At 66.6% G+C, this 11764-nt stretch carries 10 protein-coding genes and 1 riboswitch; of the genes, 1 reads left to right on the top strand and 9 read right to left on the bottom strand.

What is annotated here, in order from left to right; genetic code table 11:
• The first annotated feature begins 9 nt into the window (after positions 1 to 9).
• Positions 10 to 1041, top strand: a complete 1032-nt coding sequence (ltaE, locus tag AC1RLU_RS08945) for a low-specificity L-threonine aldolase (protein WP_492795063.1) — start codon at positions 10 to 12, stop codon at positions 1039 to 1041.
• A gap of 10 nt (positions 1042 to 1051) precedes the next feature.
• On the opposite strand, the gene AC1RLU_RS08950 is transcribed toward ltaE, so the two are convergent.
• The 9 genes from AC1RLU_RS08950 to AC1RLU_RS08990 all read right to left on the bottom strand — a co-directional run bounded on the left by AC1RLU_RS08950 (position 1052) and on the right by AC1RLU_RS08990 (position 11706).
• Entirely contained in the window at positions 1052 to 1846 is a 795-nt protein-coding gene (locus tag AC1RLU_RS08950; protein ID WP_492795064.1) for an ABC transporter ATP-binding protein, read from the bottom strand.
• Positions 1843 to 2886 carry a FecCD family ABC transporter permease gene (locus AC1RLU_RS08955; RefSeq protein ID WP_492795066.1) on the bottom strand — a complete coding sequence of 348 codons (1044 nt, stop codon included), beginning with the start codon at positions 2884 to 2886 and terminating at the stop codon, positions 1843 to 1845. Before AC1RLU_RS08955 ends, AC1RLU_RS08950 begins: the two co-directional genes overlap by 4 nt.
• Positions 2883 to 3920, bottom strand: coding sequence for an ABC transporter substrate-binding protein (locus tag AC1RLU_RS08960; protein ID WP_492795068.1), 1038 nt, complete (start codon positions 3918 to 3920; stop codon positions 2883 to 2885). Before AC1RLU_RS08960 ends, AC1RLU_RS08955 begins: the two co-directional genes overlap by 4 nt.
• A gap of 213 nt (positions 3921 to 4133) precedes the next feature.
• Positions 4134 to 4345: riboswitch (cobalamin riboswitch) on the bottom strand.
• A gap of 35 nt (positions 4346 to 4380) precedes the next feature.
• The gene (locus AC1RLU_RS08965) at positions 4381 to 5559 is read right to left on the bottom strand and encodes a mandelate racemase/muconate lactonizing enzyme family protein (protein ID WP_492795069.1); all 1179 of its coding nucleotides are present in this window, start codon (positions 5557 to 5559) and stop codon (positions 4381 to 4383) included.
• An 11-nt stretch (positions 5560 to 5570) separates the two neighbouring features.
• Complete coding sequence (locus AC1RLU_RS08970) at positions 5571 to 7058, bottom strand: M81 family metallopeptidase (protein ID WP_492795071.1); 1488 nt, start codon at positions 7056 to 7058, stop codon at positions 5571 to 5573.
• Between the two features lie 18 nt (positions 7059 to 7076).
• On the bottom strand, positions 7077 to 7925 hold the full coding sequence (locus AC1RLU_RS08975) for an ABC transporter permease (RefSeq protein ID WP_492795072.1): 849 nt from the start codon (positions 7923 to 7925) through the stop codon (positions 7077 to 7079).
• Entirely contained in the window at positions 7925 to 8869 is a 945-nt protein-coding gene (locus AC1RLU_RS08980) for an ABC transporter permease (protein WP_492795074.1), read from the bottom strand. The genes AC1RLU_RS08975 and AC1RLU_RS08980 overlap by 1 nt, the downstream gene beginning before the upstream one ends.
• Positions 8870 to 9078: 209 nt before the next feature.
• On the bottom strand, positions 9079 to 10617 hold the full coding sequence (locus AC1RLU_RS08985) for an ABC transporter substrate-binding protein (RefSeq protein ID WP_492795075.1): 1539 nt from the start codon (positions 10615 to 10617) through the stop codon (positions 9079 to 9081).
• Between the two features lie 57 nt (positions 10618 to 10674).
• Positions 10675 to 11706 carry a succinylglutamate desuccinylase/aspartoacylase family protein gene (locus AC1RLU_RS08990; RefSeq protein WP_492795076.1) on the bottom strand — a complete coding sequence of 344 codons (1032 nt, stop codon included), beginning with the start codon at positions 11704 to 11706 and terminating at the stop codon, positions 10675 to 10677.
• Positions 11707 to 11764: the final 58 nt, after the last annotated feature.

Here is an 11764-nt window from a genome sequence, read left to right on the forward strand (position 1 = left end):
ATCGGATCGATGATCGTGGATGACTTCCGTTCGGATACGGTAACGCGCCCCGGCGAAGGGATGCGGGCCGCCATGGCCGCGGCCGAGGTCGGCGACGCCGTCTATGACGATTGCCCGACGACGAAGCGGCTGGAGGCGATGACGGCCGAGCGGCTCGGCAAGGAATCGGCCCTGTTCTTCCCCACCGGTACGCAGGCGAACCTCGCCGGGCTGATGGCCCATTGCGGCCGCGGCGAGGAATACATCGTCGGCCAGATGGCCCACACTTATCGATTGGAAGGTGGCGGCGCCGCCGTGCTCGGCTCGATCCAGCCGCAGCCTCTTCCGAACGAGGCCGACGGCACGATCGCGCTCGACGCCATCGCCAATGCGATCAAGCCGAACGATTTCCATTTCGCGATGACGCGGCTTCTGGCGCTGGAGAACACCTTCAACGGCCAGGTGCTGCCCGATGCCTATCTGGAGGCTGCCACCGGGCTTGCCCGCTCGCGCGGCCTCGCCACCCATCTCGACGGCGCCCGCCTGATGAACGCGGCCGCAGCGAGCAACCGCGATGCCGCCTGGATCGCGGGGCAGTTCGACACCGTGTCGCTGTGCCTCTCCAAGGGCCTCGGCGCGCCGGTCGGGTCCATTCTGGTCGGACCGAAGGATTTCATCGAGAAGGCCCGGCGGATCCGCAAGATGCTGGGCGGCGGCATGCGCCAGACCGGCGTGATCGCCGCAGCCGCGATCTACGCGCTGGAGCACAATGTCACGAGGCTCAGCGAGGATCACCGGCGCGCGGCCGATCTGGCGGAAGTGCTGGGACGTTTCCCGGAACTCGGCGCCGGGCCTGCCCGCACGAACATGGTGTTCATGTTGCCAAAGGCGCTCGATACCGCCGCCTTCGCCGCCTTCCTGCGCGAACGCGGCATCGCCGTCAGCGGGCGTTACGGCACGCTGCGCTGGGTGACCCATCTCGATGTGAACGACGCCTCCGTCGCGCGTGTCGCCGAAGCCTGCGAGCGCTTCTTCGACAAGCGGCAGGCGGCTGCGGAGTAAAAGCCCCGCCTCAACCGCTTCCGGGCACGCCTTTCCGCGGCTCGGCCTCGATCAGATACTCGATGTGCCGGCGGCCTGAATCTCCCAGTCGGATCGAGACCGCAACACCGAAGATGTCCTTGATCGCCTCGGCGGTCAGGACCTCCTCCGGAGGGCCGGCCGCCTGCAAGCGCCCGTCATGCAGCAGCGCGATCTCGTCGCAGAACATGGCGGCGAGGTTGAGGTCGTGCAGCGCCATGATGCAGGTGATGCCGAGGCGGCGAACCAGGCTCAGGATCGAGAGCTGGTGCTGGATGTCGAGATGATTGGTCGGCTCGTCCAGGATCAGCTCGCTTGGCTCCTGCGCGAGAGCGCGGGCGATATGGACGCGCTGGCGCTCCCCGCCTGAGAGTGTGTGCCAGTGCTGGTCATGGCGCTCCGTCAGCCCGACCCGCGCCAAGGCCTCATTGACGGCGGCCTCGTCGGCCTCGCTCCAGGAGGCGAGCGCGGCGCGATGCGGCGTGCGGCCGAGGCGGACGACGTCGCAGACGGAGAGCTGGATCTCGGTCGTCGCCTGCTGCTCGACGAAGGCGAGGCGGCGGGCGAGTTCGCGGCGCGGCACGCCGGCAATGTCATAGCCGTCGAGGGTGACGACACCGCTTGCGACATTGCGCAGGCGGCAGAGCAATCGGAGCAGGCTCGACTTGCCGGAGCCGTTGGGACCGATCAGGCCGAGCACCCGGCCGGGCGCCGCTTCCAGCGTCACGCCATCGACGATCATCCGGCCGCCGGCGCCCCAGCGGACCTCGCGGGTCGCGAGCGTCATGCCGGCCTCCGGGCGCGGTAAAGGATCAGAGCGAAGACCGGCGCACCGAACAAGGCCGTCACCACGCCGATCGGCAGGATCTGCTGCGGGATCAGCACGCGCGAGAGGATGTCGGCGAGGATCATGAAGATCGCCCCGACGACAAGGCAGGCCGGCAGCAGGCGGGCATGGCCGGAACCGACGAGGAAGCGTGCGGCATGGGGAATGATCAACCCGACGAAACCGACCGTGCCGACGATCGAGACCATCACCGCCGTCATCACCGCCGTCGTGGCGAACAGCACGACCTTGACCCGCGTGACGGCGACGCCGAGCGAGGCCGCGGCATCGACACCGAAAGCGAAGGCGTCGAGCGCCTTGGCGTGGAGCATGCAGATGCCGAAGCCGATGAAGGCGACGGGTGCCGCCATCCAGAGATCGGGCCAGCGCACGCCGCCGAAATTGCCGAGCAGCCAGAACATCACGCCGCGGGCCTGTTCGGCACTGGCGAGCGTCGTCACGATCGTCGCCGTCGCGGCATTGAAGAGCTGCGAGGTGGCGACGCCGGCGAGGATGACGCGGTCGCTCGCCCCGCCCGCCCCCGCCGCCAGCATGGCGACCACCACGAGCGCAGCGCAGGAGCCGATGAAGGCGCCGGTCGAAACCGACAGCACCGTACCGCCGATGCTGATGCCGAGGATCAGCACCGCGACGGCGCCGGTCGAGGCCCCCGCCGAGATGCCGAGGATATAGGGCTCGGCCAGCGGATTGCGCAGCAGCGCCTGCAGGATCGCACCGGACAGGGCGAGCGCGCCGCCGCAGAGCCCCGCCATTAGCGCGCGGCTCAGGCGATAATCGAAGATCACGCCCTGCTGGATCGCGCTGACGGGCAAGTCGAGATCGAACAACCCGTTGCCGAGCGCCTTCAGGGCCGTGTCCAGCGGGATGCGCATCTCGCCGATCGTGACCGCCAGCGCGACCGAGAAGGTCAGCGCCAGCAGCGAAGCGAGCGCGATGCCGATCCGCGCCGGCCAGTTCGGCCCATGGGCGGCGTGGCTCAACGCGAAAGCCCGAAGCCGGCGATCGCCTTGGCGAGCGTCTCGATGCCGTCGATGGTGTCGAGCCCGGCGCGGGTCGCCCCGACATCCATGATGACGACGCGGTTGTTCCTGACGGCGTCGAGCTTGCTGGCGACCGGGTCGGTCTTCAGGAATTCCAGCTTCTTCTCGATATCGTCGGCCGGGAAGCGGCGGCGATCCATCTTCACGGTGACGATCACGGCCGGATTGGCGGCGGCGATGCTTTCCCAGCCGACCAGCGGCCATTCCTCGTTGGTCGTGATGATGTTGCGGGCGCCGAGCTTGGACAGGATATAAGCGGGCACGCCGTTCTTGCCGGCCATGAAGCCGTCGCCCTTGATGTCCTTGCTGGAGAACCAGACGACGACCGGCACCTCCTGCGCCTTCAGCTTGGCGACCTGCTCGACCGCCTTGTCCTCGCGGGCCTTGAGCTCAGCGACGAGCGTCTCGGCCCGGTCGGCGACATCGAAGATCGCGCCGAATTCGCGGATGTTGCGATAGACCAGCTCCATCGTGAACATCTGCGTACGAACGCCGTCGCCGGCACCGGAATTGTCCTTGCCGACGCAATCGGTCGGCGAGACGTACGTGGGCACCTTCACTTTGGCGAACTGGTCGCGCTTGCCGACGATGCCGTTGGGCCCGACATGCCATTCGAACATCGCGGTGACGAGATCGGGCTCCTGCGCCAGCACCGCCTCGAAGCTCGGATCGTTGTCGGCGAGGCGCTTCACCTTGGCATTGACCGCCTCATAGGGCTTGGCGACCGGCGAGAACCAGACCGCGGTGCCGACGACACGGTCGCCGAGGCCGAGCGCATAGAGGATTTCCGTCTGGGTCTGACCGATCGCGACGACGCGCTTGGGCGCGGCGTTGAAGGTGATCGTCTCGCGGCAGTTCTCCAGCGTCAGCGGGTACTTGGTCGGCGCCGCAGTGGCCGTGCCGATGGCGAGAGCGCCGAACAGCGCGGCGGCCGAGAGGCGGAGCAGGGAATTGAACGGGCGCGCAGCCGGCATCGAGGCCATCCGAAATGTAACAATGTTGCATTTCTGATAGAGTGCGCGGCAGGCAAACGTCAAGCCGCCTTGAGCGGCCTGTGCAGTGGACTTCATGAACATGGACTTCATCGCTCCCCGAGATGACGGCCGGGGGAGCTTTGGGCATGTGGGGCGGACAAGCGGCGCAGGGCCACCATCGACACACAGGCTCCGGAACACCCCGTCCGAAAGACGTCTTCGACGACCGGGGCAGGTCTCCTGGCTCGCGGGTCGATGCCGGTTCCGCCCGGCCTTCCCGGCGCGGCAAGCGCCAGTGGACGATGGACGGAGAGCTCGCCGCTTACAGTTGCGGGGGCAGCCTCGGCTTTGGCACTGGAAGTGCCTCACCGAATTCCCTCTTAGCTCCGGGAGCAACCCGGAGAACCTCGATCGGCGCACACCCTATAAGGGTGCGGCGCGCCGTCAAGCGAACATCGCTTCAGAGGCGCGGCGTGCTGTAGAGCCGCTTGCCGCCGACGGATATCTCGACCTCCTGCAGGTAGCCCCGCAGCGCGGTCGTCGCGACCTCGATGCCGAGGCCGGGAGTATCAGGCGCGGCGACCTGCCCGTTCGTATCGCGCTCCAGGTGATTGGCTGAGATCGCGGTCGCGAGCGGCTTCGGCATGGCCGGATACTCGCAGATCTCGTGCGCAGCGAGACCGGCATAGGGCTGGAGCGAGGCGGAGAGCGCCAGATGCGAGGTGAAGGTGTGATTGACGAAGGTCACGCCCTTGGCGACCGCGTAATCCGCCACGGCCTTGGATGGGCCGATGCCGCCGATGCGCCCGCAATCGATCTGGACATAGCCAATGCCGCCATAGTCAATGAGCTGCCGGGCCATCGACTCGTTATGGGCGCCCTCCCCGCCGGCCAGCCGGACCTTGGGACTGCGTTTGGCAAGACCGCCATAGGCTTCGAGCGCACTGGCATGGAAGGGCTCCTCGAACCAGAGCACGTTGGCCTTCTCCATCGCGGGCAAGCGAGCGGCGGCGCGCTCGACATCCTCGATGAAGATCTGGCCGGTATCGACGAGCAGGATGCCGTCCTGCCCCAGCCCTTCGCGCGCCGCGACGAAATGCTCGGCATCCGCCTCGACGCTGCCGCGACCGATCGGCCCCCAGCCGAACTTGGCGGCGCGGAAGCTGCGCTTGCGAGCATCGCGGGCGCGTTCAAGGGTTTCCTGCGCCGTGTCGCCGAACAGGACCGAGGCATAGGGCGTCTTGGAATGGCTTTTCGCGTAGCCGAGCAGGCGCCAGACCGGCTCGGAACGCATCTTGCCGAGGATGTCCCATAGCGCCATCTCGACGCCGGAGAAGGTGTGCGGCGCCTGGAGCAGGTCCATCGAGTTATAGGCGACGGCTGCGGCGATGCGGGCGATGTCCTGCGGGCTCTCCAAATTCTGGCCCAGCACGGAATCCGCGACCGGGCGGCAGACGCCATGCGACATCGGGCAGATAAAAGCGGCGATGGAGGGCAATGGCGCCGCTTCGCATTCGCCCCAGCCGACATGACCGCCGGCGGCGACCCTGACCAGCAAGGCATCCTGGCTGCCATCGGCCTCGTCGGTAACGACGGGCATGGCGAGATAGAAGAAATCGACGGCCTCGATCCTGGGCACGGGCTTCATCCTCACAGTTCGCAGATCGTGGCGCGCGGGGCGAAGGTGACGCCTTCGTCGAGCGGATAGATCGGCCGGGCGCAGATCGTGTGGCCGAGACTCCGGAGATTGGCGGAGGTCGCGCCGGGTGCGTCGATGTTGAAGTTCCGCGCGCACCACTGGTCGAACATGTGGAACTCGGTGTGCGGCGACTTCACAACGATAAGATCGAAATCGGTGGGGTCGATGCCGTTGGCGTAATACATCGCCCGGTCGAACAGGCTGACCGAGCGGCTCATCACCACTACGGTGACATTGTCCCAGGTCAGCACGGCGGTCGGCCCGGCGCTGAGCGGCGCCTTCATCGTCTCCAGCGCGGCTTCGCCATCGGAGAGCAGCTTGACCTTGGCTTTCACCTGCATCGGCGGGAAGCGCGCGGGATCGATCGAGCCGCCGAGCGTGATCTCGATCGTCGCGCCGACGCCGGCCTTATGGGCAGCGGCGGCGGCAGGCGCATCGACGATCTGGGCCAGCACCCGCTTGTCGTAGCCGGCCTTGCGCAGGGCGGCGAGGATCGCGTTGCTGTCGCCTGAGGCGCCGGACGAGGTGGCGTCGGCCGCGTCAGTGAAGATCACCGGGCCGTCGATGCTGCGGGCCTGGGCAACCGCTCGGTCGAGCGGGACGAGCTTGCCCTGCATGCGGAAGCGCAAGGGCCAGAACTCCTCTGCGAGCCGGATAGCCTCGCGCTCGGCCGTCGCCTTGTCGCCATCGGTGAGGATCAGCACCTGCGAGCAGAGCTCGGGCACGTCGGTGAAGGGGTTTCCGATCATGATACCGGCCGCGAGCGCCCGTCCCTCCTCCTCCAGCCGGCGGCATTCGGCGAGGAGTTCGCCATAGCAGCCGGTCTTGGTGATGAGTTCGTCGCCACGCACCAGCGCGGGAATGACGACGCGGGCGGCGACGGGCTTGATGCCGCCAGCCATCAGCTTCAGCAGGAGTTCGGCGGCGCGGCGCCCGGTATCGGCGAAATCGACATGGGGATAGGTCCAGTAGATCGCGAAACCGTCGACGTTGCGGAGCATGCGGTCGGTCAGGATGCCGTGCAGGTCGAGCGAGATGACGATCGGCATGCCCGGGCCGACGCGCTGGCGCAGCTTCTCCAGCAGGTAGCCTTCCGGGTCGAGTTCGCCATCGGCGCCCATTGCGCCATGCAGCGAGACATAGATGCCGTCGATGCGGTCGAGCTTGGCGAAGATCGCGGCGAGGATTTCCTCGGAGAGCTTCTTCCAGCCCGCAGCCGAAAGCGGGCCGGCGCTGCCGGAGCGGGCGCAGATCGTCGGCACGATCTCGATATCGGGCCTCGCCTCGAAGACCGCGAGCGCGCCGCCGAGTTCCTGGTTCTGGCCGCGCTGGACGTAAAGGCCCTCGCCATGGTGGATCAGGAAGTTCTCGTAATGCGACGGCAACGGGTTGAAGGAGGAGATCTCCTGCTTGCAGTCGGCGATCAGGATGCGCTTCATCGGGCGGCTCCGGCGGGTTCAGAATTTCAGGCGGGGGTCGAGTACGTCGCGCAGGCCGTCGCCGAGAAGGTTGAGGCCGAGCACGCAGGTGATGATCGCGAGGCCCGGGAATACCGTGATCCAGGGGGCCTCGCGCATGAAATCGCGGCCTTGCGCGATGATCGAGCCGAAGGAGGCCGCCGGTGGCGGCGGGCCGGCACCAACAAAGGACAGAGCCGCTTCGGCGAGGATCGCGATGGCGAAGACATAGGTCAGCCGCACGATCAGCGGGCCGGCGGCATTGCGCAGCACATGCTTGAACAGGATGGTCATCTCGCCGACGCCGATCGAGCGCGCGGCCGAGACATATTCCTGCTCCTTTTCGAGCAGCACCGAGGCACGCACGATGCGGGCGGTATGCGGCGTCGTGGCGATGGCGAGCGCGATCACGACATTGGTGAGCGAGGCGCCGAGCACCGCCGAAACGACCATGGCCAGCACGATCGACGGGAAGGCCATCAGTGCGTCCATGATCCGCATGGTCGGCTGGTCGAGATGGTAGAAATAGCCGGCGATGGCGCCGCTCAGCGTCCCCGCGATACCGGCCAGCACCACCGTGAAGGCACCGATAGCGAGCGAGATGCGGGCGCCGATCATGACGCGGGAGAGGATGTCGCGGCCGAAATGATCGGTGCCGAACCAGTGCATCTCGCTGGGCGCGGCGAGCCGTGCCCGGACATTGCTTTTGAGCGGATCGAAGGGCGTGAGCCAATCGGCAGCAAGCGCGACGGCGACCATCAGCAGCACCAGCACCGCCCCGATCACGAAGGAGCGGTTGCGCAACAGGCGCCCCCAGAGGGCGCGGCCGACGAGGGGCGTGCCCTGCATCAGGCCAGCCTCACGCGCGGATCGACCACGGCATAGAGGATGTCGACGACGAGGTTGATCGCGAGATAGACGACCGCGAGGAAGAGCAAGCCACCCTGCAGCACCGGGAAATCGCGCGAGGCGATAGCGCCGACGATCAGGCGCCCGATACCGGGGATCGAGAAGACCTGCTCGACGATGACCGCGCCGCCGAGCAGAGCGCCGGAGACGATGCCGATGACGGTGAGGATCGGGATCATCGCGTTGGGCAAGGCGTGGCGCAGGACGACATGGAGCTTGGCCAGCCCCTTGGCATCGGCGGTACGGACATAATCCTGCGAGAGCGTGTCCAGCATCGAGGCGCGCGCCATCCGGGCGATGAAGCCGACCTGGACGAGGCCCAGGGTCAGGGCCGGGAGGATCATGCCGCGCAGCCATTGGCCCGGCGATTCCGTGAAAGGCGTAAAGCCGCCGCTCGGCAGCCAGCCGAGCGACACCGCGAAGACCAGCACCATGACGAGGCCGAGCCAGAAATCCGGTACCGAGAGCCCGAGCAGGGCCGTCGTCATCACCGCCTGATCGGGCCAGCGGTTGTGGTTGACCGCCGCGACGATGCCCGCCGCAACGCCGAAGAACACGGCGAAGGCCAGCGCCAACGCCGCCAGCGAGAGCGTGACCGGCAGGCGCTCGATCAGGGCCGCCGTCACCGAGCGGTTGAGCAGGATCGACTGGCCGAGATCGCCGCTGAGAATGCGCCCGTACCAACCGAACATCTGCTGCGGCAGCGAGAGGTCGAGACCAAGCGCGCTGCGCAGCTTGGCGACCTGCTCGGGCGTCGCCGAGGCGTCGAGGAAAGCCGCCGCCGGATCCCCCGGCACCAGCCAGATCAGCGCGAAGGACATCAGCGAAACCAGGACGAGCACGAGAAAGGCGCCCGCGAGCCGGCGGATCAGGAAGTTTCCCATGCCGCCCTCCTTTCGAGCGTTAAGCCTTCGTTCTGATAAGTGCGCGTCATCCCGGGCGACCGAAGGGAGACCCGGGATCCATTCCGGAACGCTTCCGGCAAAGGTTCAGGAATGGATCCCGGATCTGCGCCGCTACGCGGCTTGTCCGGGATGACACGCTGATATGACGGCGGTCGACACCTACAACGGCTGGCATCGACCGCTTGCCCTCAGGGCTCCAGCCAGACGCCCCACATGCGCGGGATGCGATAGGGCTTGAAGTTCTTGAGCTTGGACGTGGAGGCCTGGAAGATCCCGTAATTGCCGGCCTTCATCGCGACTGCCGCGTCGTACATGTGCTTCTGGAAGGCGTCGTAGAGCGCCTTGCGCTTGCCCTCGTCCATCTCGGCGTTGAAAGCGGCGGCGATGCGGTCGATCTCGGGGTCCTTCGCCTGCTGCGAGAGGCCGTTGACCCAGGGCGCCATCACCGAGCCCGGGCCTTCATAGGGCTCGATGCCGAAACCGTGCGTCCAGAAGGTCCAGCCCGTCGGCGTGAAGCCAATCTTCGAGACGGTCGGCCAGTCGGCGACGGAGATATCCACCTCGACGCCGATCTCCTTCAGTTTCTGCTGAACCAGCGTCGCGGTGTCGACATTGGGGCGCAGATTGTCGGTGATGAAGGTGACCTTGCCACCCTTGTAGGAGGATTTCGCGAGAAGCTCCTTGGCGAGTTTCAGGTCGTGCTTGTTGTACTTGTCGCTGCCGACAGTCGAATGGAAGGCGGAGCCCGGATAGAGCCAGCTCGGGTCCATCTGGTAGATATCGGCATAGGAGATCGCCATGATCTCCTCCATGTCGAGCGCCGCCTGGACGGCGAGCCGGAAGTTCACGTCGTTGGCCGGTGCCTGCGCCTGGTTGAACTTGATCACCTGCAGGCCGAACGGCACCATCTTGTGGATGGTGAAGCGATTGTCGGTGCCGAGCCGCTTCGCGGTCGGGCCGTCGACGGTCTCGTTGAACTGGATCTGGCCGGCTTCGAGCGCCGCGGTGCGGGCGCCGCCTTCCGGCATGAAGCGGAAGGTGACGGTATCGAGGAAGGCTTCCTTCTTGCCGGCGAAGCCGTCGCGGCCGGTGCCCTTCGGATTGGGTGCATAGCCGTCATAGCGCGTCAGCTTGACATGGCTGTCCGGCTTGTACTCGACGAACTTGTACGGACCCGTGCCGATGATCTCGATCTTGCCGGCTTCCTTGGCCGCCTCGCTCGCGGGATAGATCGCGATCGGGGCGCGCGGCGAGGAGAGATTGTCGAGGAAGGTCGATTGCGCCTGCTTCAGCGTGACCGTGACCTCGTGCTCACCGCTCGCCTTGATCGTGTCGATCGCGGCGACCAGCGCCGGCGAGGCGCCGACCTTGCGATAGCGCTCCAGCGAGGCGACGACATCGGCGGCATCGAGCTTCTTGCCGTTATGGAAGGACACGTCCTTACGGATCGGGAAGACATAGGTTTTGCCATCCGGCGAGACCGTCACGCCCTCGGCCAGCTCCGGCACCGGCTTGGCGTTCTCGTCGCGGGCATAGAGCGTCTCGAAGATATGAAGCGTGACGTTGCGCGAGGCCTGCGCCGAGGTGATCTGCGCATCGAGCGAAGGCGGTGCCTGGCTGATGCCGATGACGACGTCGCCGCCCTTGCGCTGGGCCAGCGCGCCTTGTGCCCCTCCGAGCATGAGCGCCGTCGCGAGAGCGGCGCCGAAGATGATGTGCTTTGCCATGTTCTTGTCCCCTCAGGATTGATGGTCAGGCACGTGGTGGTTCAGGCGTAAGTTTGGTCAGGCGGCGGCGCGCACCGCGTCGTAATCCTCCATCAGGACGGCAACCGCATCGCCGCGCTGCACCCGGCCCGGGCCGGCGGACATCCAGAGCACGCCGTCGCGGCGGTAGCGCACCTCCAGCGGGTCGCGGTCGATGTCCTCGATGAAATGCAGGTAGCCCGCGAGATCGCCGGCGCGGCAGATATCGCCGACGACATTGCGCGGTTCGAACAAACCGCCGGCCGGCGCGAAGGAATAGCCGGCGGCATCGCGCACCATCATGTGGCGGGTGCCGGGCGAACCGTCGCGCTGCGTCGTGTCGGGTTTGCCGTCCATCAGGCCGAAATGCTTGAGGATGTTGGTCAGCGCCCGGTCGGCGATGCGCACACCCTCGACATTGACCCGGCCCCAGCCGCCGAGCTCGGTGCCGAGCGAGAGGATGCCGCGCCGCTCGACCGATGAGGTCAGCGTCGCGCCCTCATCGACGCCCCAGAACACGACATTGTAGGGCGCGCCGAAGGCCGCTGCGGCTGCCATGGTGCGCTCGCGCAATTTGGCGTCGGCGACGTAGTGCATGTTGGTCGAGAGCGCCGAGTCGCCGGAATGGCCGGCTGTGTGGAGATCGACGGAGATATCGACCAGCGGCAGCACGACGGTATCGACGAAATGCGCCAGCATCTCCGAGAATGTACCGCGCGGATTGCCGGGGAAGCAGCGATTCATGTCGCGGTTGTCGACCGGCGAGAGGCGCGTATCGTTCAGGACGGCAGGCATGTTGAGCGCCGGGATCATGATGACTCGCCCCTGCACCTTCGCCGGATCGAGGCTGCGGGCGAGGCGCGAGACAGCGATCTGACCCTCGTACTCGTCGCCATGGACGCCACCGGTGAGCAGGATCGTCGGGCCGGAGCCGTTCTTTACGCTGATCACGGGGATTTCGACGACGCCCCAGCCGGACGTATTGCGCGACAGCGGCGCCCGCAGATAACCGGCCTGCCGCCCGGATACCTCGAAATCAATCTCGCAACGAACCCGGCTTTCGGACGCCATGGCGAACCCCTCTCGCTCTTGCGTTTCGTATGATTGTATACGATCATACGACCTGTCA

The sequence above is a fragment of the Allobosea sp. GW822-FHT05A11 genome (assembly GCF_058800455.1).

Coding starts and splice junctions, on each gene's coding strand:
- AC1RLU_RS08985 (WP_492795075.1), bottom strand. CDS start 10,617: ATGGCAAAGCACATCATCTTCGGCGCCGCTCTCGCGACGGCGCTCATG.
- AC1RLU_RS08990 (WP_492795076.1), bottom strand. CDS start 11,706: ATGGCGTCCGAAAGCCGGGTTCGTTGCGAGATTGATTTCGAGGTATCC.
- AC1RLU_RS08970 (WP_492795071.1), bottom strand. CDS start 7,058: ATGAAGCGCATCCTGATCGCCGACTGCAAGCAGGAGATCTCCTCCTTC.
- AC1RLU_RS08975 (WP_492795072.1), bottom strand. CDS start 7,925: ATGCAGGGCACGCCCCTCGTCGGCCGCGCCCTCTGGGGGCGCCTGTTG.
- AC1RLU_RS08960 (WP_492795068.1), bottom strand. CDS start 3,920: ATGCCGGCTGCGCGCCCGTTCAATTCCCTGCTCCGCCTCTCGGCCGCC.
- AC1RLU_RS08980 (WP_492795074.1), bottom strand. CDS start 8,869: ATGGGAAACTTCCTGATCCGCCGGCTCGCGGGCGCCTTTCTCGTGCTC.
- ltaE (WP_492795063.1), top strand. CDS start 10: ATGATCGTGGATGACTTCCGTTCGGATACGGTAACGCGCCCCGGCGAA.
- AC1RLU_RS08950 (WP_492795064.1), bottom strand. CDS start 1,846: ATGACGCTCGCGACCCGCGAGGTCCGCTGGGGCGCCGGCGGCCGGATG.